A 21,413-nucleotide genomic window follows, 5' to 3' on the forward strand; every position below is an offset into this window, starting at 1 on the left:
AGGGGGAGAGCATGCGCCGGCTCATCGGCCGTCCCGCCACGGTCCGCGCCCGGATCGTGGCGCTCGCGCTGGCTCCCGTACTCGCCCTGCTGGTGCTGTGGAGCTTCGCCATGGTGTCCGTCACGGGCGAACTGCGCGCGCTCGTCCGGGTGCAGGGGGTCTACGAGGACTTCGGCACCCCCGTCGACACGGCGATCGGGCAGATCCAGATCGAACGGCGGCTCGCGGCCGCCTACTTGGGCACGGGCCGGCGTACGGCGAACGTCGTCGGCCTGATGGAGCAGCAGCGCCGCACGGACAAGGCCGTGAACGCCATGCGCGACGCCATCCGCTCCGGGGACCGGGACCGGCTCTCCGCGCGGCAGCGGCAGGCGCTGGACACCATGGTCACGACCGTCGGCAGGCTGGAGGAGCTGCGGCAGCGCGTCCTGTCCCGGGACATCACCTGGGACCGGGCGGTGAGCGAGTACAGCGCCCTGGTGGAACCCGGCTTCGACGTCGAGTCGACGCTCACCGCGCTGCAGGCCGGGCAGCTGGCGCGGGAGGCCCAGGTCGTCGTCGAGCTGGTCCGGGTACGGGAGTTCGTGTCACGGGAGGACGCGCTGGTCGCCGGTGCGCGGGCCGCCGGGACGCTGACCGACCGGCAGTACGACACCCTCACGGCGACCGTCGAGGACCGGCGGGTCTTCGAGCGGACGTATGTGCCCGACCTGCCGGACGACTCGCGGACGTTGTTCGAGGACTTCCAACGCGGTGAACTGCACCGGGAGTTGGTGAGCGGCGAGGACGTGTTGCTGCGGGCGGGGGCCTCGCGCGCGGGCGACGCCGTCGCGGCCGGCTCCTGGCGCTCCACGGCCGACCGGGCCGTCGAGCGGTACATGCTGCTGTGCACCCGCTCGGCCGAGAACTCCGCCAGGCGCGGGCGGGAGTTCGCCCACCGGGAGCTGGCCAAGGCCGCCGTCGTGGCGGTGCTCGGGCTGACTGCCGTAGCGCTGTCGTTGTGGTTCGCGGTGCGGGGTGCGCGCCGGATCTCGCGGCGGCTGGAGACGCTGCGGGATGCCGCCGATCTGCTGACCACCCGTCAACTGCCAGATGTCATAGCACGGTTGAGTGCCGGTGAGAACGTGGACGCGGTCGCCGAGGCGCCGCCGCTGGCGGACGGGGAGGCGGGTGCCGACGAGATCGGCGACGTGGGGCGATCCTTCAACAGAGCCCGGCTCGCGGCCGTCGAGGCGGCGGTCCGGCAGGCGACCCTGCGCCGTGGGCTCTCCGCGGTGCTGCTCAACATCGCCCGCCGCAACCAGTCGCTCGTACACCGGCAGTTGAAGCTCGTCGACACGCTGGAGCGACGCACGGACGACTCGGACGTCCTCGAGCAGCTCTTCCGCATCGACCACCTCACCACCCGGATGCGGCGCCACGCCGAGAGCCTGATCATCCTCTCCGGCGCGGCGCCCGGCCGCAGATGGCGGCGCCCGGTGCCGGTCGCCGACGTCGTCGCCTCCGCGGTCGGCGAGATCGAGGCGTACGCCCGGGTCGAGGTGCCGCCGATGCCGCAGGTGGGTGTCGCGGCGGACGCCGTCGCCGATGTCGTCCACCTGATCGCCGAACTCGTCGAGAACGCCACGGTGTTCTCGCCGCCGAAGACCCGCGTGACCATGCGCACCGCACGGGCCGACGGCGGCTTCGTCCTGCAGATCGACGATCGGGGGCTCGGTCTCGACGCCGAGCACCTGGAGGAGGCGCAGCGGACGATCACGACCCCGGACGACTTCGACCCGACCCGGCACGACCGGCTCGGCCTGTACGTCGTCGGCCGCCTCGCCGCACGGCACGGGATCGAGGTCACGCTGGGCCCGTCGCCGTACGGCGGGACGACGGCGGTGGTGTCGTTGCCGGAGGGAGTGCTGGCGCCGGAGGGCCGCAGCGCCGACGGGGCGCAGGACGTGTCCGCACGGGCGTCCCTGCCGTGAGCGACGAGCACTGGTACGAGGACGAGACCGGGGCGCTGGTGCGGCCGTACACCGTCACGCGGGGGCGCACCCGGCCCTCCGACCAGTACCGCATCGACCTGATGTCGCAGGTCACAGCCCTGCGGACCGGTGAGGCGGCCTCCGGCGTGGATCATGCCGGTGCCTCGCTGCTCGCCTTGCTGCGCCGCCGGGCCCGGCCCGTGGTCGAGCTTGCCGCCGACGCCGACCTGCCTCTGACCGTCGTACGTGTACTGCTGGGTGATCTGGCCGGTGCGGGGCTGATACGGATCGACGCGGCGGGGCGGATTGAGCCGGCCGCCGACCCGGAGCTGTTGCGGGAGGTCCTCGAGAGGTTGCGGGAGTTCTAGCGATCCGCGGGACGTGCCGCCTCGCTCAGAAGCCCGGCTGCCAAGGCACCACCCTGAAGTCGCCCGTGCCCTTCTTGACCTTCTCGAACGGGGCCGCGCTGATGCACTTCGGCAGGTCCTTGGGGCCCATGTCCTCGCTCGCCGCCCAGCTGTAGCCGAGCCGGTCGACGCCGCCGGTGTCGTGGACGCTGATGCCGACCCGGTGCCCCTTGACCCCGGTCAGATCCGTGTCCGTGATGACGCCGGAGACGACAGCCACCCTGCCGCCGGTGAGCAGGCAGTCGACCTTGGCCTTCGCCCAGCCGCCCTCGCTGTTCGCCGCGTAGTGGCTCCACCGGAAGGTGCCGGTCGCCTTGAGAGGGTTGGCGTTGTCCTTCGCCGCCAGGTGCGCGTCGAAGGAGAAGGTGATGTCGTCCCCGGCGACGCGGTACAGCTTCGCGGTGCCGGTGAGGGCGGCGGCCTCCCGGTGCGGATGGCTGTCGGTTCCGTACGCCATGGCGGACCCCGTCGCCCCGGTGACGAGCAGGAGCACGGCCCCGAGCACGGCGATCTTCGTACGACGCTGCATGACGGTCCTTTCTGCAGGTGAAGCGGACGGTCACCACTGTCCCGGCGCCCCGCCGCCGCCACATCGCGCCCGAGGCTGCACCCCGCCTCCGCCGCCCGGCGGGGATCCGCCCGTGATCTGCGTCTCGGGGAGGACCGGAGCTACGCCCGAAGGCGCGCAACGAATCGCCGCGGGACGGATGGTGTACGCAACGATCCGCTCACCGGCGCGCAACGGCTCCTTCTTGTCCGGCCGAGCCCCCCGCCCGTACCGTCTAATTGGCCCCCGAACCCCTTCGTACCGGTGAGGAACACGCATGCGCACCGCCCTGCTCCAGAGCTCCGGCCGCCCCCGCTCCGTCGCCGAGAACCTCAAGGTCCTCGACGCGGCAGCGGGCCGTGCCGCCGCCGCGGGCGCCGCGCTGCTGGCCGCGCCGGAGATGTTCTTGACCGGGTACGCGATCGGCGACGACATCGCCCGCCTCGCCGAGCCCGCCGACGGCGATTCCGCGGACGCGATCGCCGACCTCGCCTCCCGGCACGGCCTGGCGATCGCCTACGGCTACCCGGAGCGCGACGGAGAAGCCGTCCTCAACTCCGCCCAGCTGATCTCCGCCGACGGCGACCGCCTCGCGAACTACCGCAAGACCCACCTCTTCGGCTGCTTCGAGCGCGATCACTTCACGCCGGGCGATCAGCCGGTGATCCAGGCCGAGCTGGGCGGACTGACCGTCGGCCTCATGATCTGCTACGACGTCGAGTTCCCGGAGAACGTCCGCGCCCACGCCCTGGCCGGCACCGACCTCCTCGTCGTGCCGACCGCGCAGATGCACCCCTTCCAGTTCGTCGCCGAGTCGATGATCCCGGTGCGCGCCTTCGAGAACCAGATGTACGTCGCCTACGTCAACCGGGTGGGCCAGGAAGGGGAGTTCGACTTCGTCGGCCTCTCCGCACTGGCCGGACCCGACGGGGTCGCCCGTGCCCGCGCCGGACGTGGCGAGGAGCTCGTGTTCGCCGACGCCGACCCCGCCTTCCTCGCCGCCTCCCGCGAGGCGAACCCGTACCTGAAGGACCGCCGCCCCGGTCTCTACCGGTCCCTCGTCTGAGCAAGCCCTCACCCCGAACTTTCTGTGCAAGGAGTCCGTACCCCATGACGTCCAACGTGCCCAACACCGTCGAGCACGCAGACGAGCAGCAGCAGCCGCCGATCACCATGTTCGGCCCGGACTTCCCGTACGCGTACGACGACTTCCTCGCCCACCCGGCGGGCCTCGGCCAGATACCGGCGACCGAGCACGGCGCCGAGGTCGCGGTCATCGGCGGTGGACTGTCCGGCATCGTGGCCGCCTACGAGCTGATGAAGATGGGCCTGAAGCCGGTCGTCTACGAGGCCGACCGGATCGGCGGACGGCTGCGGACCGTGGGCTTCGACGGGTGCGACCCGTCCCTCACCGCCGAAATGGGCGCGATGCGCTTCCCGCCCTCCTCCACGGCGCTCCAGCACTACATCGACCTGGTGGGCCTGGAGACCCGGCCCTTCCCCAACCCCCTTGCGGAGACCACTCCTTCGACCGTCGTCGACCTCAAGGGCGAGTCGCACTACGCCGAGACGGTCGACGATCTGCCACAGGTCTACCGGGACGTCGCCGAAGCCTGGAACAAGTGCCTCGAAGAGGGTGCCGACTTCTCCGACATGAACCGCGCCCTGCGCGAGCGTGACGTGCCGCGCATCCGCGAGATCTGGGCGAAGCTCGTCGAGAGGCTCGACAACCAGACCTTCTACGGCTTCCTCTGCGACTCCGAGGCCTTCAAGTCCTTCCGGCACCGCGAGATCTTCGGCCAGGTCGGCTTCGGGACGGGCGGCTGGGACACGGACTTCCCGAACTCCATCCTCGAGATCCTGCGGGTCGTCTACACCGAGGCCGACGACCACCACCGCGGCATCGTCGGCGGCTCCCAGCAGTTGCCGCTGCGCCTGTGGGAGCGCGAGCCGGAGAAGATCGTCCACTGGCCGTACGGCACCTCGCTCAAGTCCCTGCACGTGGACGGCGAACCGCGCCCGGCGGTGACCCGGCTGCACCGCACCGCCGGCGACCGGATCACCGTGACCGACGCGAACGGCGACATCCGTACGTACCAGGCAGCGATCTTCACCGCCCAGTCCTGGATGCTGCTGTCGAAGATCGCCTGCGACGACTCGCTCTTCCCGATCGACCACTGGACGGCGATCGAGCGGACCCACTACATGGAGTCCAGCAAGCTCTTCGTGCCCGTCGACCGGCCCTTCTGGCTGGACAAGGCCGTCGACGACAAGGGAAACCCGACCGGCCGGGACGTCATGTCGATGACGCTCACCGACCGTATGACGCGCGGGACCTACCTCCTCGACGACGGTCCGGACAAGCCCGCCGTCATCTGCCTCTCCTACACCTGGTGCGACGACAGCCTGAAGTGGCTGCCGCTGTCCGCGAACGAGCGGATGGAGGTCATGCTGAAGTCGCTCGGCGAGATCTACCCGAACGTCGACATCAGGAAGCACGTCATCGGCAGCCCGGTGACCGTCTCCTGGGAGAACGAGCCCTACTTCATGGGCGCGTTCAAGGCCAACCTGCCCGGCCACTACCGCTACCAGCGGCGCCTGTTCACGCACTTCATGCAGGACCGGCTGCCCGAGGACAAGCGCGGCGTCTTCCTCGCCGGCGACGACATCTCCTGGACGGCCGGCTGGGCCGAGGGCGCGATCCAGACCGCGCTGAACGCGGTCTGGGGCGTCATGCACCAGTTCGGCGGAGCGACCGACGCGACCAACCCCGGGCCGGGCGACGTGTTCGACGAGATCGCGCCGGTCGAGCTGCCGGAGGACTGAAGCCCGCAACGCTCAACACTCGTAGAGATCGTGACGGTGGCTCAGATCCCTGCGGCCCGTACCGCCTCGTAGATCTCGGCGGCCACGTCCTTGAGCTCCCGGGCATCCCGCATGTGGCCCTGGAGTTCCAGGAAGAACGTGGGCAGGCCGCTCTCGGCGTGGGCCGCCAGGTCCTCGACGATCTGGGCGGTACTGCCCTGGAAGGGGGAGCGGTCGGCGCCGTCGTACGTCTTGGGGGTGTACTCCGCGTTCACCCGCACCACTGACTCGATCGGCTCGGTACGCCCGCGCTCGGCCGCCAGGTCCTGCAACTGCCGCCACTGCATGGCCAGTTGTTCGGCACCCATGGCGATGGGCATCCAGCCGTCGGCGCGGTCGACGAGCCGGATCATGGCCTTCCTGCTGTGCGTGGGCAGCAGGATCGGGATCGGACGCGCGGGCTTGGGGCCGACCACCGCCGAGGCGATCTTGGTGATCCGGCCCTCGTACGTCACCGGGTCCGGACCCCACACCGCCCGGCACACGTCGATGACCTCGTCCAGAACACGGCCCCGCTCCTGGAACGGTGCCACGCCCGCGGCCGCGTACTCGTCGAGCGACCAGCCCGTGCCCAGGCCCGCCACCACCCGGCCGCCGCTCGCCGCGTCCAGCGTGGCGAGGGCCTTGGCCAGCTGGAAGGGGCCGTGCAGCGGGGCCACCAGGACGCTGGTGCCGAGGCGGGCGCGTTCCGTCGCCGCGGCGGCCAGGGTCAGCGTCACCAGGGGGTCCGGCACGCCGCGGTACGCATCGGGCCACGGGAGCCCCTCGATGCCGTACAGGCCCTGGGTCGCGGGCTCGGGGAACAGGGCGCGCTCGTACACCCACAGGCTCTCGTAGCCGATCTGCTCGGCGGTGCGTGCCACGTCGGGGACATCGCGTCCGATGTCGTACTGCCGCGCTTGGGGAAGGCTCAGGCCCAGCCGTATGGCCATGGGTACGCTCCTTTGCGTCGGTTCAATCCTGAACCTAACGCGGATGCGGGGATCCGGCGCGGCTCGGCGCGTGGCTGGATCAGTCCGGCAGCGGCGTGAGCAGCATCCGTCCCGCGAAACCCACCGCGGTGTCCAGCCGCTCGCTGAACTCGGCGGCGACATCGGGCAGCCCACGCAGCGCCCACAGCGCCCGGGCCGCGGTCCACGTGGCGTCCCGGGCCCGCTCCAGACTCCACGAGCCGAGCAGGTGGGTGAGCGGGTCGGCGATCTGGAGGAGGTCGGGGCCCGGCATCAGATCCTCGCGGATGCGCTCCTCCAGCGAGACGAGGAGATCACCCACGCGTTCGAACTCGTCCTCCAGGTCCGTGGGTTCGCAGTCCAACGTACGGCAACTGTCCACGACGGCGAGCGCCAGGTCGTGGCCGATGTGCGCATTGATGCCCGCCAGCGCGAACTGCAGCGGACGTACGCCGGGATGGCGGCGGAACTGGAAGAGGGGTCGCCAGCAGGCCGGTGGACGCCGCCCGTCGGCGACCCTGTCGACGGCGGCGAGATAGCGCTCCGCGAACCGCACGTCCAGCGTGATCGCGGCCCGCGCGTCCGTGAACCGCCCGGCGTCGATGCGCCGGTCGACCGCCTCGGTGACGGCGAGGTAGACGCGGTTGAAGACGGCGATGCCGTCGCGCTCCGGCAGGGCCGCGTCCAGGGCGCGCATGCGGGAGACGACGGTGTCGACTCTGTCTACGGTTTCGGTGATCTGTTCCAATTGCGCCATGGGGGAAGGGTCCCAGTCATAGGGTGACCGGAGTGTCGGCGGGCCCGGTGCTTCCCCAGAACGGGGGAACGCACGGGTCGCGCGGGACCGAGAAGTGGGGGGAAGAGCACTGTGTCAGGCTCACGCGCGCAGCGCCTGGCCGCACGGAAGGCCGAGCGCAGGCGTGCCACCAGGCGCAGCGCCATGGTCGCGGCGGCCTCCGTGGTGGTCGCCGTCGGCACCGCGACCGGCGTGGTCTCGGCGCTCGACGACGGACGCGACTCCGACCGGGCCAGGCCCGAGGTGACCAGCTCGCCGCTGCTGGACCAGCTGCCGGTGGTGCCCTCGCCCTCGGCCACGGTCACCAAGTCCGCTTCCATCGAGCCGAGTTCGTCGAAGAGGGCCAGTTCCTCGCCCACGAAGACGGAGAAGAAGCAGAGCTCCGGGGTGTCCACCGCCCTCTACCGCCACCCCGACTCCCAGGTCCTGGACTGGGTCGACTCCCACCACAACGATCCGCGCGCGTCGGTCATAGAGTCCCGCATCGCCGACCAGCCGGCCGCCGTGTGGTTCGCCGACTACACGCCGGCGACCGTTGCCTCCCGAGTCCGCGCCGTCACCTCGGGCGCCGCGGCGAAGGGCCGGGTGCCGGTCGTGGTGGCGTACGCGATACCCGGACGCGACTGCGGGGGCGCCTCCGAGGGCGGGGCACCGGACCTCTCCGCCTACGACAGCTGGATCGACAAGTTCGCGGCAGGACTCGGCTCCGGCGAGGTCGTCGTCGTCCTGGAGCCCGACTCCATCGCCCAGGCCGACTGCCTCTCCGACGGTGAACGCGCCGACCGCTTCGCCTCGTTGGCCCGTGCGGGACGTGTCATGAAGGCCGCGAACCCGAAGACGCGGGTCTACTACGACGCCGGCCACTCCGGCTGGAACAGCGCCGGCAAGCAGGCAGCGCTGCTGAAGCGGGCGGGTGCCGCCTCGGCCGCCTCCTCCGACGGGATCTTCAGCAACGTCTCCAACTTCCACACCACGACCGCCGAGATCGCCTACGACCGCCAGGTCCTCGCCGCCCTGGGCGGCCCCGCGAGCCTGGGCGCCGTCATCGACACCAGCCGCAACGGCAACGGCGCCCCGGCCGACGGCGAATGGTGCGACCCCTCCGGCCGCAAGATCGGCCGGGCGCCCACGCTCAACACCGGCGAGGCCCGGATCGACGCCTACCTCTGGGTGAAGCTGCCGGGGGAGTCGGACGGCTGCAAGGGCTCACCCGGCACGTTCACACCGTCGTACGCCTACGAGTTGGCGCGCTGAGCCCCTTCGCCGTCAGCCACTTCGCCGTACGACGAAGTGCTTTCAGCAGGGCGGTCCACTGGTCCTGCGGCCAGTACGTGGACGCGGTGACCGGCGCGAGGTTGAAGCCGATCAGCATCACGACCGCGCCGGTGACGATCGGCGGCATCGCCGCGTGGATGATCCGGGCGCCGAAGCGCTGCACGGCGAGCCCCACCAGGAACAGCGCGACGCCGACGACGAGGACCGCGCCGGTCACCGTGGCGCTCGTACCGCCCTGGGCGCGGATCACGGCGGCCACGCCGACGAAGGACAGTGAGCAGCCCAGGTAGCTGGGCACCCGGCCGCGGGTCGCGAGCAGGAAGATCACGGTCGCCACGCCCGACATCATGATCGCGAGGTTGGGGTCCAGGCCCATCAGTACGGGGGCCACGAAGGACGCGCCGAACATGGCCACCACGTGCTGGGCGCCGAGACCGACCGTGCGGGGCCAGGACAGCCGTTCGTCGGGGCGTACCACCGCTCCGGGCGCGGGCGTTCGCCCGTCTCCGTGCAGCTTCCAGCGCACGCCGAGGTCCATGGTGAGGTTCGCTTTCTCTGTACATGAAAACTGTCCGGACCATTGTCACGGGTACCAGGCAGTCCTACGCTCGCACGGTCTTGTTCATGAACTGCGTTCACATTCCTGACCATTCGTTCGATGGATCGGAGTGCCAGATGAGTGGAAGATCCCGCGCGGCCGTTCTGCTCGCCGCGGTGGTGACCATCGGAACCGCCCTCGTCCCCTCCGCGCACGCGGCACCGCCCAGGGCCCCGGACACGGCCGTCCTCGACGGCGGCCGGTTGCAGCAGACGAAAGTCCGCCTCGACCGCGGTGATCCCCAACTGCGCCGCGCTCTGCGGAACTTGACCTCCCGCGCCGACAACTGGCTGGACCAGGGCCCCTGGACGGTCGTCGACAAGCCGAAACCGGCACCCGGCGGCGACGTCCACGACTACCTGAGCCAGGCCCCCTACTGGTGGCCCACCACGACCCCCACGACCGACAACCCCTGGGGCTGCCCGTACGTCCAGCGGGACGGCGAACGCAACCCCGAGGTCGACTCCGGCACCGACCGCCAGGACGTCGAGAAGGTCTTCGACTCGACGTACGACCTGTCCCTGGCCTGGTACTACACCGGCAAGCGGCAGTACGCCGAGAAGGCCGCGCAGGTGCTGCGCACCTGGTTCCTGGCCCCGGCCACCCGCATGAACCCGAACCTGAACCACGCGCAGTTCATCCCGTGCAAGTACGACGGCCGCGCGATCGGCATCATCGACTTCTCGCAGTCGTACACGAGCGTCGTCGACGCCCTCGCGATCCTCGGCACGGGCGCGCCCGGCTGGACGAAGACCGACCGCACGTCGATGACGAAGTGGAACAGCGACTTCCTCGGCTGGCTGAAGAACAGCGACTTCGGCAAGGAGGAGGGCGCCGCGGCCAACAACCACGGCACCTTCTACGACATGCAGCTCGCCGCTCTCGCGTACGCCACGGGCGACCGGGCGCTGGCCCGGCGGACCGTGCTCGACGCGCGCGCCAAGCGCATCGACCCGCAGATCGCCGCCGACGGCAGCCAGCCGCAGGAGCTCACGCGCACCAGGAGCTGGCACTACTCGACCTTCGACCTGGTCGCGTACACCCGTCTCGCGGCCATCGGGCGGCACGTCGACGTGAACCTGTGGGCATATCAAGGGCCTGACGGACAGGGGCTGTTCAAGGCGGTGAACTATCTGCTGCCGGCGGCGACGGGGGCTGCCGCCTGGCCGCATCCGGAGCTGGAGTTCGACCGGTACGCGGCGAGCGATGTCGTGCACGCGGCCGCCGATGCGGGAGACGCGGCAGCGAAGAAGGCGGTACCGCATCTGGAGACCCCACCCGGCGGCGACCTCTGGGCGCTGCGGCCGGCGGCGGAGCAGTTGGACTCGATAGCGGGCTGACTGGGGTGTCTGCGGAGGGCCGTGCTGTGGAGCGGGACTTCAGGGGTGCGGGTTGGGGCTTGCTACGGCCGGAGGGCGCGGGAGACAGGGCGGCTCGGGCGGCCGTTCCGAAGCTCCACGCACCCCAGGGCGGTGACCTCTGGGTGCTGAGGATCGACGGCCGAGCGGCCGGACTCGACAGCGCGCTGACCAAGGCCTCTCCGCAGGCCTTCCCGACCGGGACCCGGAGCGTGACGTGCGTGCACGGCACTCGGGTCCCGGTCCGGCCGGAGGCGATGGCGATGTGATCCGCGCTGTGGGGCGACCGCTGCAGGGCGCGGGGCACATGCCCGGCCGGGCGCGCGACACTGGCACGCATTCCGCAACGCGCGGTTGCCCTATGGGAGTTGGACCTGTGTGGCGCCGCGCGCTGATCCGACCGGGATGTGGGCAGGTTCTCAGGGGCGCGGCTCGGGAACCGCTGCCGCCGGTGGGCCGACCTCGGCGCGGTCCTTGCGGCCGCCGGTGCGTAGCACGCCCGCGAAGGCCATGAGCCCGCATGCCAGCGCTGTCACCAGGCCGAACGACACCACCAGGCTGGTCGCCTGGGCCACCCCGCCGATCAGGCTGGGTGCGATCAGACCCGCGGTGTACGTGATGGTCGCCACGCCGGCGATGGCCTGACTCGGGTTCGGGCCGCTGTGGCCCGCCGCCGCGAAGCACAGCGGTACGACCACGGCGATGCCCAGACCCAGCAACGCGAACCCGGCCATGGCCACCGCCGGATGGCCGGCGACGACGATCAGCAGTCCGCCCAGGACGGCGAAGCCGCCTCCGGCCCGGACGGTGCGGACCGCGCCGAAGCGGTTGACCACCACGTCGCCCACGAGGCGGGCCAGCGCCATGGTGAGCATGAAGCCGGTCGTGCACGCGGCGGCGAGGCCGGCCGAGGTGTCGAGCTGGTGGCGCAGGTAGACCGCCGACCAGTCGAGGCTGGCGCCCTCCGCGAACACCGCGCAGAAGCCGACCGCGCCGATCAGCAGCGCGGACTTGGGCGGCAGCGCGAACCTCGGCGGCGGCTCCTCGTCCTCGGCCGGCTGCAGGTCGAGCACCCAGCGGCAGGCCAGCACGCCGAGGACGGTGAGGGTCGCCGCCGCCAGCGCGAAGTGCACGCGGGCGTCCGCGCCGAGATGCGCGGCGAGCGTGCCGCCCGCCGAGCCGACCAGGGCGCCCGTGCTCCACATTCCGTGCAGGCTGGAGATGATCGACTTGTCGAGCAGCCGCTCGATCTCGATGCCGAGCGCGTTCATCGCGACATCGGCCATGCCCGCGCTCGCCCCGTACGTGAACATCGCCAGGCACAGCGTCAGCAGGTTCGGCGCGAGAGACGGCAGGACGAGGGCCAGCGTCCACAGGGCGATCAGGCCCCGCAGAGCCGTACGGCTGCCGAAACGGTGACTGATGCGGCCGGCCAGCGGCATGGAGCAGGCGGCGCCGAACGCGGTGAAGGCGAGGGCGAAGCCGAGCTGCCCGGGACTCAGCGAGGCATGGTCCTGGATCCACGGCACGCGGGTCGCGAAGGTGCCGGTGACGGCGCCGTGCACGGCGAACACGGCGGCCACGGCGTACCGGGCCCGCCTCACCTCGCGCAGGTCGTAGACCACGTCGCCCATTCTCGGCCCCTCCCGAATTCCCACAGTTCTCTCTGGCGTCGCGTAAACTATCAGGGACCCTGCCTGATAGATAGGGGATTTATGGCCGTGCGGTCCGGAGCCGGGTTACCCGGCCACGTGCCGCGCGCCTCGGCCGATCTGGAAGGATCCCGGCATGCCCGCATCCCCGAGCACCGCCCGGGCCATCAACGACCGGCTCGCCCTGCGTCTGCTCCAGCAGGAGGGCCCGTTGACGGCAGGGCAGTTGAAGCAGCTGACCGGCTTGTCCCGGCCGACGGTGGCCGACCTCGTGGAGCGCCTCACGGCGTCCGGTCTGATCACCGTGGTCGGGGAGGCGGGGGAGCAGCGGCGCGGGCCGAACGCGAAGCTGTACGGGATCGTCGCGGACCGCGCCCACCTGGCGGCGCTGGACGTGCGCACCGAGGGCGTCTCCGTGGCCGTGTCCGACCTGGTCGGCCGCGTGCTCGCCGAGGCGTCCGTGCCGATCGGCGGAGACACCGGGACGGGACCGGCGGTGGAGCAGGCGGTCACGCTGGTCGAACGCGTGGCGAAGGAAGCCGGGGCCGACCGTCTCCACACCGTCGGGATCGGCGCCCCGGGTCTGATCGACCCGTCCACCGGCGAACTCCGCGACTCCTCGGGCCTCCCCGAGTGGCACCGCCGCCTGGTCGCGGCGCTACAGGAACGCTTTCCCGAGGCCCGCATCAGCGTCGAGAACGAGACCAATCTCGCCGCCCTCGCCGAACAGCGCGACGGCGCCGCCCGCGACCGTGACACCTTCGTCCTGCTGTGGCTCGGCCACGGCACCGGCGCGGCCGTGGTCCTCGACGGTGCGTTGCGCCGCGGGGCCTCCGGCGGTACCGGGGAGATCGGCTTCCTGCCGGTGCCCGGCACGGCTGTGCTGCCGTCGGCGACGGACTGCGAGGGCGGATTCCATTCCCTGGCGGGGTCGGTGGCGATCGCGGAGCTGGGAGAGGAGTACGGCGTGACGGCGGAGGCGGCGACACACGAGCCGCTCGCGGCCGGTGTCGTGCGCGCGGCGGTGGCGCTGGCTTCGGGGGAGAGCGGGGAGACGTCGGCGCCGGGCGCGGCCCGTTTCCTCGACGCCCTCGCCGATCGCCTCGCCGTCGGTGTCGTCTCCGTGGTCGCGATTCTCGACCCCGGCCGCCTCGTTCTCGGCGGCGAGGTCGGACAGGCCGGCGGCGACGAACTCGCCGCCCGCGTCGCCGAACGCGTCCGGCGCATGTCACCGCTGCCCACCGAGGTCACGGCGAGCGTCCTCGGCGGGGGCGCCGTACTCCGCGGAGCCCTGCTCACGGCACGGGACCGAGCCCAGGACGAACTGTTCGCACCTCCGGAGCGGTAATCGGCGCCTCTGGAGAGGGAGTTCGCGCCTGGTGGGCGCGGATCCGCGTCTTCAGAGGGGGAGTTCCCTCCTGAGCTGTAATCCGCTTCTGCGGAGGGGGAGTTTGTGCCGCGCGGGCGGTGATTCGCGACTCTGGAGGGGGGAGTTCGTGCTTCTGGGGTGGTGATCCGCCTCCTGGGAGGGGGAGTTCGTGCTTCCCGGGCGGTGATCCGCGCGTCTGGAGGGGCAGTTCGTGCCTCCCTTCGAGCAGCGATCCGCGCCCCCGGAAGGCGAGTTCGCGCCTCCCCAGCCGTAACTCACCCCTACGGATGGGCAGTTCGCACCCACCCGAGCGGCGACCCGCCCCCAGAGAGCGAGTTCGTGCCCCCTGGCCGCGAATCGCCTCGCCCGACCGTCACGCGACGAATTCCTCGCCCGACCGCTACGCGACGAACCCGTCGCCCAACCGTCACGCGACGAACTCCGACCCGGTGGAGGACCGGTTCAGCCGCGCCGCCCCGCGAGGTACTCCTTGAACTTCCCCTTCCCGACGGCGTGTTCCGGTGCGAGGTGGCCGCCGTTGCGGAACTCCCGGTAGGCCTTGCCCCACAGCGGCACGTTCAGCACCGCCCGCCGACGACCCGTCGCCTTGAGATACGTGCGGGCCAGCGACTCGAACGTACGGATCTCGGGCCCGCCCATGTCCTTGGCCCGTCCCGCGGGTGCCCCGACGGCCAGTTCGGCCAGCCGCGCCGCGACCTCAGCCACCTCGATCGGCTGGTCCCGGACACCGGCCGGCAGCAGCACGACCGGCAGCTTGGCCAGCCCCCGGAACAGCCTCACCAGCAGGTCGTGGAACTGGGTGGCGCGCAGCACGGTCCAGCCGAGGCCCGACTCCTCGATCAGCTTCTCGACGGCGAGCTTGGTCCGGTAGTACGGGAACGGCACCCGGTCGACGCCGACGATCGAGATGTAGACCAGGTGGCCCACCCCCGCCCGCCGCGCCGCCGCGACCAGGTTCCCGGCCGCCTTCTCGTCCCCGCCGGTCTGTGTGGTCGCACAGTGCACGATCGTGTCCACGCCCGCGACCGCCGTGTCCAGCGCGGCCCCGCCCGCGCGCAGGTCGACGCCGTACGGACGGCTGTGCCTGCTGAGCACCCGCACCTCGTGCCCGTCCGCCCGCAGCCGCTCGGCGACGAGCCGGCCGAGGGTTCCGGTACCGCCGGTCACCAGGATCGTGGTCATGCTGTTCAGCCCCTTCGGACGCCGGGCGCTCCCGGGTGGAACGCCCTACGCCAGCTGAGACCGCGTACCCCACGCGGGATGTGACACAGGCGGCTACGGCCGCGCCAGCTGACGTCGTACGAAGTCCAGCTTGTCCGGGTTCACCACGACCCGCACATGGGAGATCAGGCCGTCCCGTACATCGAACGCGACCATGCCCATCAGCCTGTCGCCCGCCCAGGCCGCCAGCCCGGGCGCGCCGTTGACCTCGGTCGTCGTGAAGTCCAGGCCGGCCGCGAACCGCTCGGCGCCGCCCGCCGCGAGCCGCGCCACCTTGTCCAGTCCCTCGACCGGTCGCCGGGCCGCGCTGACCTTGCCGCCGCCGTCGCTCGACCAGGTCACATCCGCCGTCAGCAGCTTCTCCAGACCGGCCAGATCGCCGTCCCGGGCCGCCGTGAGGAACGACCTGACGAGCTCCTCCTGCCGCTCGGGCGCCGGCTCGAACCGGGAGCGGCCCTCGCCGACCCGCTGCACCGCCCGCCGGTACAGCTGACGGGAGTTGGCCTCCGTCAGGTTCAGGACGCCGGCGATCTCCCGGTGTCCGTATCCGAACGCCTCCCGCAGCACGTAGACCGCCCGCTCGGTCGGCGTCAGCCGCTCCAGCAGGACCAGCATCGCCATCGACACGGCGTCGCGCTGCTCCGCCGACTCCAGCGGCCCGAGTGTGCCGTCCGAGGTGACGACGGGCTCCGGCAGCCAGGGTCCGACGTAACGCTCACGCCGGGCCCGCGCCGAGGTCAGACGGTTGAGGCAGAGGTTGGTGACGACCTTGGCGAGCCAGGCCGCCGGGTACTCGATGCCCTCGCGGTCGGCGCCGTTGAAGCGCAGATAGGCGTCCTGGACCGCGTCCTCGGCCTCGTCGGCCGAGCCCAGCAAGCGGTAGGCCAGGCCGAACAGTCGCGGGCGGTGCGTCTCGAACTCGTCGGCGATCGCGCTGCTCATGCCTCTCACCCTGCCAGAGCTCGACGGCGTGCGGCCGGGGAGACCCGGCGGCGGGCAAGGGCCGTCGTCACCGCCGCCGGGTCGGTCTGTCGGCAGGAAAGGACTAGACCAAAGGATCCGGCAGGTCAGGCCAGTTGAGAAGTCCAGCGGCACATCCTGTGAGCCACCCCACACCGTTCGCCCGTATGGACCTCGATCAGGCGTGGCAGACTGGCTCTGTACCAGAAGCAGCGCACTCCGGGGTCGGTGAAATTCCGAACCGGCGGTTACAGTCCGCGACCCGACCGCTTCCAGCGGCCGGTTGACCAGGTGAAATTCCTGGACCGACGGTTAAAGTCCGGATGGGAGGCAGTGCGCGGTGGGCGGGCATTCGTGCGCGCCGCCGTATCCGCTCGTCCTGTGGGACGAATGCGTCCGGCGTCGCCCCCGGAGTCCTCGCTCGCTCAGTCTGTCGTCATCGACAGCCCCGGAGTCCGTGCCCGAAGAGGCAGGAGGACCCGGGAAGTGTTCACCGGAATCGTCGAAGAGCTGGGCGAGATCACCGCCGTCGAGAACCTCGGCGACGCGTGTCGCTTCCGTCTGCGGGGCCCAGTCGTCACCGAGGACGCCAAGCACGGCGACTCAATCGCGGTGAACGGCGTCTGCCTCACCGTGGTCGACCACGAGGGCGACGAGTTCACCGCCGACGTCATGGCGGAGACCCTCGACCGCTCCAGCCTCGGCGCACTCGCCGTAGGCTCCCGCGTCAACCTCGAACGCCCCATGGCCGTGGGCGCCCGCCTCGGCGGTCACATCGTCCAGGGGCATGTCGACGGCACGGGCACGGTCATCGAGCGCAAGCCTTCCGACAACTGGGAGATCGTGAAGGTCTCGCTCCCCGCGGACCTCACCCGCTACGTGGTCGAGAAGGGCTCCATCACGGTCGACGGCATCAGCCTGACCGTGGTCGACGCCGGCCCCGACTACTTCACCGTCAGCCTCATCCCGACCACCCTCGCCCTGACCACGCTCGGCCTCAAGCAGCCCGGCGACCCGGTCAACCTCGAGGTCGACATCGTCGCCAAGTACGTCGAGCGGCTGCTCGCCTCCGGTCAGGGGGCGGCCCGGTGAACTGGCTGAACTCCGAGGCGTTCACCCTCCTCGACCAGCGCATCATCTGGTCGGACATGATCGGCAACATCCTCGGTCTGATCACCCTGGCCCTCGGCTGGCGCCGCTCGCTGGCGACCTGGCCGGTGCAGTTCCTCTCCGGCCTGGTCCTCTTCATCGCCTTCTACGGCCACCTGGCCGGCAGCGCGGGCAAGCAGGTCGTCGTCATGGCCGTCGCCCTGTACGGCTGGTGGCAGTGGAACCGCAACAAGGGACAGTCGGCGGACGGTCACATCACCCCGCGGTTCGCCACCTGGCGCGAGCGCGGCGCGATGATCGTCGCCGCCGCCGTCGGCACGGTCGCGGTCGCCCTGCTCTTCAAGGCCTACCCGTCCCTGTCCTGGGACCCGTGGCCGGACGCCTACATCTTCGTCGGCACCATCGTCGCCATGTACGCCCAGGCCCGCGGCATGGTCGAGTTCTGGATCGCCTGGCTCCTCGTCGACCTCGTCGGCGTCCCCCTCAACTTCGCCAACGGCTACGCCTTCTCCGGCTTCGTCTACGTCATCTACGGCGCACTCGTCCTGTGGGGCATGCGCGACTGGTGGCTGCGGTCCCGCAGGACGTCGCAGCCCGTCCTGGAAGGAGCGCCGGCATGACCGCAGCACCGATTCTCTACAGCACGGACGGCATCGAGGACTGGTCGCTCGACCCGATCGAGCAGGCCATCGCCGACATCGCCGCCGGCCGCCCGATCGTCGTCGTCGACGACGAGGACCGCGAGAACGAGGGCGACCTCGTCATCGCCGCCGAGAAGGCCACCCCCGAGATCGTCGCCTTCATGATGAGCGAGTGCCGCGGACTGATCTGCGCGCCCATGGAGGCCGAAGAGCTGGAGCGGCTGAAGCTCCCGCAGATGGTCGAGGACAACACCGAGTCGATGAAGACGGCGTTCACCGTCTCCGTGGACGCCTCCGCCGCGCACGGCGTGAGCACCGGAATCTCCGCCTCCGACCGCGCCACCACCCTCCGGCTGCTCGCCACCGGTGCCGCCGGGGCCGACGACTTCGTCCGCCCCGGGCACATCTTCCCGCTGCGGGCCAGGTCCGGCGGTGTGCTCGTGCGCAACGGCCACACCGAGGCCGCCGTCGACCTCGCCCGCCTCGCGGGGCTGCGCCCGGCCGGCGCGATCGTCGAGATCGCCGGCGAGGACGGCCGCATGCTGCGCCTGCCCGAGCTGATCCCGTTCGCCCGCAAGCACGGCCTGACGATCATCTCCATCGAGGACCTGATCGCCTACCGCCGCACCGCCGAGCCCACCGTCCGCCGCGAGGCCGAGACCCATCTGCCCACCGCGCACGGCGAGTTCAAGGCCTACGGCTACCGCTCCACCGTCGACGGCGTCGAGCACGTCGCCCTCGTCCACGGAGAGATCGGCGACGGCGAGGACGTCCTGGTCCGTATCCACTCCGAATGCCTGACCGGCGACATCTTCGCCTCCCTGCGCTGCGACTGCGGCCCCCAGCTGGACACCTCCCTGAAGCGCATCCAGGCCGAGGGCAGGGGAGCGGTGGTCTACCTGCGCGGCCACGAGGGCCGCGGCATCGGCCTGCTGTCCAAGCTGCGCGCCTACGAGCTCCAGGAGCGCGGCCGCGACACCCTCGACGCCAACCTCGAACTCGGCCTGCCCGCCGACGCCCGGGACTACGGCGCCGGCGCGCAGATCCTGGAGGACCTCGGCGTGCACAGCGTGCGCCTGATGACCAACAACCCCGACAAGACCGACGCGCTCGTCCGGCACGGACTCAAGGTCACCGGCCGCGAGCCGATGCCCGTACAGGCGGGCGAGCACAACCTCCGCTACCTGCGCACCAAGCGGGACCGGATGGGACACGACCTGCCCTGGCTGGACACGGCCCCCGTGTCCACCTGCAGCAACCAGTAAAGAGCCGTCGAAAAAGCACTGAGAAGTCACAGAGGAGATTCGAGAACGTGAGCGGCAAGGGTGCACCAGAACTGTCCGTACGCAACGTCGGAGACCTGCGGGTCGCCGTCATCGCGGCGCAGTGGCACGACAAGGTGATGGACGGTCTGGTGGACGGCGCCCTGCGCGCCCTGCACGAGCTGGGGATCGACGAGCCGACCCTGCTCCGGGTCCCCGGCAGCTTCGAGCTCCCGGTGGTCGCGAAGGTCCTCGCGGGCCGCGGCTACGACGCGATCGTCGCCCTCGGCGTAGTCATCCGTGGCGGCACCCCCCACTTCGAGTACGTGTGCCAGGGCGTGACCCAGGGCCTCACCCAGGTCTCGATCGACACCGGCGTCCCCATCGGCTTCGGCGTCCTCACCTGCGACACCGAGGAACAGGCCCTGGACCGGGCCGGGATCGAGGGCTCCCACGAGGACAAGGGACACGAGGCGGTGACGGCGGCGGTGGCGACCGCCGCCACGCTCCGCTCAGTATCCGAACCGTGGCGCTAGGCCGGTCGGCACACCGCGTAAAGTGAGCGCCACCATGTCCAATAAGACGTTCGAGGAGCTCTTCACCGAGCTCCAGCACAAGGCAGCCCACGGCGACCCCGCCACTTCCCGCACCGCAGAACTGGTCGGCAAGGGCGTCCATGCCATCGGCAAGAAGGTCGTCGAGGAGGCCGCCGAAGTCTGGATGGCCGCCGAATACGAGGGCAAGGAGGCGGCGGCCGAGGAGATCTCGCAGCTGCTGTACCACGTTCAGGTGATGATGGTCGCCCGCGGCATCTCCCTGGACGACGTCTACGCCCACCTCTGAGCCGTACCCCGCACCCCGCCCCGTACGAAACGAACAAAGGAAGCCGACCTCATGCTGCGCATCGCCGTCCCCAACAAGGGTTCCCTGTCAGGCCCTGCGGCGGAGATGCTGCATGAGGCCGGCTACCGGCAGCGCCGCGAGTCCAAGGAGCTGCGGATCGTCGACCCGGCCAACGAGGTCGAGTTCTTCTACCTGCGCCCCCGCGACATCGCGATCTACGTCTCCTCCGGCAAGCTCGACATCGGCGTCACCGGCCGCGACCTGCTGATCGACTCCGGCGCCGACGCCGAGGAGATCCTCCCGCTCGGCTTCGCCCGCTCCACCTTCCGCTTCGCCGCCAAGCCGGGCACCGCCAACGGCGTCACGGACCTGAAGGGCAGGACGGTCGCCACCTCCTACGAGGGCATCGTCGCGGGACACCTCGCCGACAACGGCATCGACGCCTCCGTGGTCCACCTCGACGGTGCCGTCGAGACCGCCATCGAACTCGGCGTCGCCGAGGTCATCGCGGACGTCGTCGAGACCGGCACCTCGCTGCGCAACGCGGGCCTGGAGGTCTTCGGCGAGCCGATCATGAAGTCCGAGGCCGTCGTCATCCGCCGCACGGGAGCGGAGTCCGACGAGAGCACCGAGCCCAAGGTGCAGCAGTTCCTGCGCCGTCTGCAGGGTGTCCTGGTGGCCCGGACGTACGTGATGATGGACTACGACTGCCGGGTCGAGCAGTTGGAGAAGGCCGTCGCCCTGACCCCCGGCCTGGAGTCCCCGACCGTCTCCCCGCTGCACAACGAGGGCTGGGTCGCCGTCCGCGCGATGGTCCCGGCCAAGGAGGCCCAGCGGATCATGGACGACCTGTACGACATCGGCGCCCGGGCCATCCTGACCACGGCCATCCACGCCTGCCGTCTCTGAGACACACCGAAGCCGAGAGACACAGAGATGTCCGACCTGCCCGCCCTCCCCGTCACCTTCCGGCCCGGCCGCACCCGGGCCGTGCTGCTCAGTGCCGCTGTCGTGATCTTCGTCGTCATCACGACGGTCGCGTTCCTGCTCGAGCAGCTCACCCCCGGCGAGCGCCTGAGCTTCGTCTTCACCGCGGCGGTCCTCGTCGGAGTGCTCGCCCTCCTGGCCCGGGTGAAGGTCGTCGCTGACGAGTCCGGCGTCACCGTGGTCAACATCGCCAGCAGGCGGCGCCTGGAGTGGGCCGAAATCCTGCAGGTGAACCTCCGCCCCGGCGACCCCTGGGTCTTCCTCAACCTCAGCGACGGCACCAGCCTGCCCGCGCTAGGCATCCAGCCGGGCATCGCCAAGGAACGCGCCATCGCCGACGCGCGCACCCTGCGCGCGCTCGCCGAGGCCCGGTCCATCCGGGATCCCGAGCAACATCAGGGCTGACTCAGTGCCTTCCACCCTGCCGTACTGGCCCATGTCTTGATTAATCTGTTGGCGGAGGCGTTTTCGTTGCGCCTCCGCCCCTGATGTTCCCGCCGGTCTTCAGAGGCCCCCTGCTACCCGAGGAGTGACTCCTTCCAGCGATGGACGGATCGTCCTGTAGTACCTGCGCCGCC

Annotated in this window: 20 protein-coding genes, 1 pseudogene and 1 riboswitch; of the genes and pseudogenes, 14 read left to right on the forward strand and 7 right to left on the reverse strand. The window is 70.9% G+C overall.

Annotation, left to right across the window (positions count from 1 at the left end; translation table 11 throughout):
* The first annotated feature begins 11 nt into the window (after positions 1-11).
* Positions 12-1,973 carry a nitrate- and nitrite sensing domain-containing protein gene (locus OG303_RS40700; protein ID WP_405874919.1) on the forward strand — a complete coding sequence of 654 codons (1,962 nt, stop codon included), beginning with the start codon at positions 12-14 and terminating at the stop codon, positions 1,971-1,973.
* Complete coding sequence (locus OG303_RS40705; protein ID WP_405874920.1) at positions 1,970-2,341, forward strand: DUF742 domain-containing protein; 372 nt, start codon at positions 1,970-1,972, stop codon at positions 2,339-2,341. Before OG303_RS40700 ends, OG303_RS40705 begins: the two co-directional genes overlap by 4 nt.
* Before the next feature lie 25 nt (positions 2,342-2,366).
* On the opposite strand, the gene OG303_RS40710 is transcribed toward OG303_RS40705, so the two are convergent.
* Entirely contained in the window at positions 2,367-2,909 is a 543-nt protein-coding gene (locus OG303_RS40710; protein WP_405874921.1) for a hypothetical protein, read from the reverse strand.
* 295 nt (positions 2,910-3,204) lie between these two features.
* Here OG303_RS40710 and OG303_RS40715 point away from each other — a divergent pair, with 295 nt between their 5' ends.
* Both OG303_RS40715 and OG303_RS40720 read left to right on the forward strand, forming a co-directional pair.
* Positions 3,205-3,993 carry a carbon-nitrogen hydrolase family protein gene (locus OG303_RS40715; RefSeq protein WP_405874922.1) on the forward strand — a complete coding sequence of 263 codons (789 nt, stop codon included), beginning with the start codon at positions 3,205-3,207 and terminating at the stop codon, positions 3,991-3,993.
* A gap of 44 nt (positions 3,994-4,037) precedes the next feature.
* A complete protein-coding gene (locus OG303_RS40720; RefSeq protein ID WP_405874923.1) occupies positions 4,038-5,753 on the forward strand; it encodes a flavin monoamine oxidase family protein in 1,716 nt (571 codons plus the stop codon).
* Positions 5,754-5,794: 41 nt separating this feature from the next.
* Here OG303_RS40720 and OG303_RS40725 read toward each other — a convergent pair whose 3' ends face one another.
* Together OG303_RS40725 and OG303_RS40730 are read right to left on the reverse strand one after the other, a co-directional pair.
* Complete coding sequence (locus OG303_RS40725; RefSeq protein WP_405874924.1) at positions 5,795-6,724, reverse strand: LLM class F420-dependent oxidoreductase; 930 nt, start codon at positions 6,722-6,724, stop codon at positions 5,795-5,797.
* A 79-nt stretch (positions 6,725-6,803) separates the two neighbouring features.
* On the reverse strand, positions 6,804-7,499 hold the full coding sequence (locus OG303_RS40730) for a DUF5995 family protein (protein WP_405874925.1): 696 nt from the start codon (positions 7,497-7,499) through the stop codon (positions 6,804-6,806).
* A gap of 183 nt (positions 7,500-7,682) precedes the next feature.
* On the opposite strand from OG303_RS40730, the gene OG303_RS40735 reads away from it, so the two are divergent.
* Positions 7,683-8,792, forward strand: coding sequence for a glycoside hydrolase family 6 protein (locus tag OG303_RS40735; RefSeq protein ID WP_405877716.1), 1,110 nt, complete (start codon positions 7,683-7,685; stop codon positions 8,790-8,792).
* Positions 8,793-8,826: 34 nt separating this feature from the next.
* On the opposite strand, the pseudogene OG303_RS40740 reads toward OG303_RS40735, so the two are convergent.
* Positions 8,827-9,351, reverse strand: a pseudogene (locus tag OG303_RS40740) (solute carrier family 23 protein); the annotation flags it as partial.
* Positions 9,352-9,488: 137 nt separating this feature from the next.
* Here OG303_RS40740 and OG303_RS40745 point away from each other — a divergent pair.
* Positions 9,489-10,751, forward strand: coding sequence for an alginate lyase family protein (locus tag OG303_RS40745; RefSeq protein ID WP_405874926.1), 1,263 nt, complete (start codon positions 9,489-9,491; stop codon positions 10,749-10,751).
* Between the two features lie 437 nt (positions 10,752-11,188).
* On the opposite strand, the gene OG303_RS40750 is transcribed toward OG303_RS40745, so the two are convergent.
* Complete coding sequence (locus OG303_RS40750) at positions 11,189-12,403, reverse strand: MFS transporter (protein WP_405874927.1); 1,215 nt, start codon at positions 12,401-12,403, stop codon at positions 11,189-11,191.
* Between the two features lie 154 nt (positions 12,404-12,557).
* Here OG303_RS40750 and OG303_RS40755 point away from each other — a divergent pair, with 154 nt between their 5' ends.
* Positions 12,558-13,769 carry an ROK family transcriptional regulator gene (locus OG303_RS40755; protein WP_405874928.1) on the forward strand — a complete coding sequence of 404 codons (1,212 nt, stop codon included), beginning with the start codon at positions 12,558-12,560 and terminating at the stop codon, positions 13,767-13,769.
* A 483-nt stretch (positions 13,770-14,252) separates the two neighbouring features.
* On the opposite strand, the gene OG303_RS40760 is transcribed toward OG303_RS40755, so the two are convergent.
* Together OG303_RS40760 and OG303_RS40765 are read right to left on the reverse strand one after the other, a co-directional pair.
* Positions 14,253-14,993 carry an SDR family oxidoreductase gene (locus tag OG303_RS40760; protein WP_405874929.1) on the reverse strand — a complete coding sequence of 247 codons (741 nt, stop codon included), beginning with the start codon at positions 14,991-14,993 and terminating at the stop codon, positions 14,253-14,255.
* A 93-nt stretch (positions 14,994-15,086) separates the two neighbouring features.
* Entirely contained in the window at positions 15,087-15,974 is an 888-nt protein-coding gene (locus tag OG303_RS40765; protein WP_405874930.1) for an RNA polymerase sigma-70 factor, read from the reverse strand.
* Positions 15,975-16,202: 228 nt separating this feature from the next.
* A riboswitch (FMN riboswitch) is annotated at positions 16,203-16,333 on the forward strand.
* A gap of 145 nt (positions 16,334-16,478) precedes the next feature.
* Here OG303_RS40765 and OG303_RS40770 point away from each other — a divergent pair.
* From OG303_RS40770 to OG303_RS40800, 7 genes are read left to right on the forward strand one after another with little or no spacing between them, the layout of a single operon-like run.
* Positions 16,479-17,084 (forward strand): riboflavin synthase, encoded by a 606-nt coding sequence (locus OG303_RS40770; RefSeq protein ID WP_405874931.1) that lies wholly within the window; start codon positions 16,479-16,481, stop codon positions 17,082-17,084.
* Entirely contained in the window at positions 17,081-17,722 is a 642-nt protein-coding gene (gene pnuC / locus OG303_RS40775; RefSeq protein WP_405874932.1) for a nicotinamide riboside transporter PnuC, read from the forward strand. The genes OG303_RS40770 and pnuC overlap by 4 nt, the downstream gene beginning before the upstream one ends.
* The gene (locus OG303_RS40780) at positions 17,719-19,008 is read left to right on the forward strand and encodes a bifunctional 3,4-dihydroxy-2-butanone-4-phosphate synthase/GTP cyclohydrolase II (RefSeq protein WP_405874933.1); all 1,290 of its coding nucleotides are present in this window, start codon (positions 17,719-17,721) and stop codon (positions 19,006-19,008) included. Before pnuC ends, OG303_RS40780 begins: the two co-directional genes overlap by 4 nt.
* A gap of 47 nt (positions 19,009-19,055) precedes the next feature.
* A complete protein-coding gene (ribH, locus tag OG303_RS40785) occupies positions 19,056-19,541 on the forward strand; it encodes a 6,7-dimethyl-8-ribityllumazine synthase (protein ID WP_405874934.1) in 486 nt (161 codons plus the stop codon).
* A gap of 34 nt (positions 19,542-19,575) precedes the next feature.
* A complete protein-coding gene (locus OG303_RS40790; protein ID WP_030946750.1) occupies positions 19,576-19,848 on the forward strand; it encodes a phosphoribosyl-ATP diphosphatase in 273 nt (90 codons plus the stop codon).
* Between the two features lie 51 nt (positions 19,849-19,899).
* Positions 19,900-20,757 (forward strand): ATP phosphoribosyltransferase, encoded by an 858-nt coding sequence (gene hisG, locus OG303_RS40795; RefSeq protein WP_405874935.1) that lies wholly within the window; start codon positions 19,900-19,902, stop codon positions 20,755-20,757.
* Positions 20,758-20,784: 27 nt separating this feature from the next.
* Positions 20,785-21,240 (forward strand): PH domain-containing protein, encoded by a 456-nt coding sequence (locus tag OG303_RS40800; protein WP_405874936.1) that lies wholly within the window; start codon positions 20,785-20,787, stop codon positions 21,238-21,240.
* Positions 21,241-21,413: the final 173 nt, after the last annotated feature.

Source organism: Streptomyces sp. NBC_00005 (assembly GCF_045160215.1).
GTDB lineage: Bacteria > Actinomycetota > Actinomycetes > Streptomycetales > Streptomycetaceae > Streptomyces.

Bases quoted from the DNA above. Each gene is read 5' to 3' on its own strand.
- OG303_RS40700 (WP_405874919.1), top strand. From the start codon at position 12: ATGCGCCGGCTCATCGGCCGTCCCGCCACGGTCCGCGCCCGGATCGTG.
- OG303_RS40710 (WP_405874921.1), bottom strand. From the start codon at position 2,909: ATGCAGCGTCGTACGAAGATCGCCGTGCTCGGGGCCGTGCTCCTGCTC.
- OG303_RS40715 (WP_405874922.1), top strand. From the start codon at position 3,205: ATGCGCACCGCCCTGCTCCAGAGCTCCGGCCGCCCCCGCTCCGTCGCC.
- OG303_RS40720 (WP_405874923.1), top strand. From the start codon at position 4,038: ATGACGTCCAACGTGCCCAACACCGTCGAGCACGCAGACGAGCAGCAG.
- OG303_RS40725 (WP_405874924.1), bottom strand. From the start codon at position 6,724: ATGGCCATACGGCTGGGCCTGAGCCTTCCCCAAGCGCGGCAGTACGAC.
- OG303_RS40730 (WP_405874925.1), bottom strand. From the start codon at position 7,499: ATGGCGCAATTGGAACAGATCACCGAAACCGTAGACAGAGTCGACACC.
- OG303_RS40735 (WP_405877716.1), top strand. From the start codon at position 7,683: ATGGTCGCGGCGGCCTCCGTGGTGGTCGCCGTCGGCACCGCGACCGGC.
- OG303_RS40745 (WP_405874926.1), top strand. From the start codon at position 9,489: ATGAGTGGAAGATCCCGCGCGGCCGTTCTGCTCGCCGCGGTGGTGACC.
- OG303_RS40750 (WP_405874927.1), bottom strand. From the start codon at position 12,403: ATGGGCGACGTGGTCTACGACCTGCGCGAGGTGAGGCGGGCCCGGTAC.
- OG303_RS40755 (WP_405874928.1), top strand. From the start codon at position 12,558: ATGCCCGCATCCCCGAGCACCGCCCGGGCCATCAACGACCGGCTCGCC.
- OG303_RS40760 (WP_405874929.1), bottom strand. From the start codon at position 14,993: ATGACCACGATCCTGGTGACCGGCGGTACCGGAACCCTCGGCCGGCTC.
- OG303_RS40765 (WP_405874930.1), bottom strand. From the start codon at position 15,974: ATGAGCAGCGCGATCGCCGACGAGTTCGAGACGCACCGCCCGCGACTG.
- OG303_RS40780 (WP_405874933.1), top strand. From the start codon at position 17,719: ATGACCGCAGCACCGATTCTCTACAGCACGGACGGCATCGAGGACTGG.
- OG303_RS40790 (WP_030946750.1), top strand. From the start codon at position 19,576: ATGTCCAATAAGACGTTCGAGGAGCTCTTCACCGAGCTCCAGCACAAG.
- hisG (WP_405874935.1), top strand. From the start codon at position 19,900: ATGCTGCGCATCGCCGTCCCCAACAAGGGTTCCCTGTCAGGCCCTGCG.
- OG303_RS40800 (WP_405874936.1), top strand. From the start codon at position 20,785: ATGTCCGACCTGCCCGCCCTCCCCGTCACCTTCCGGCCCGGCCGCACC.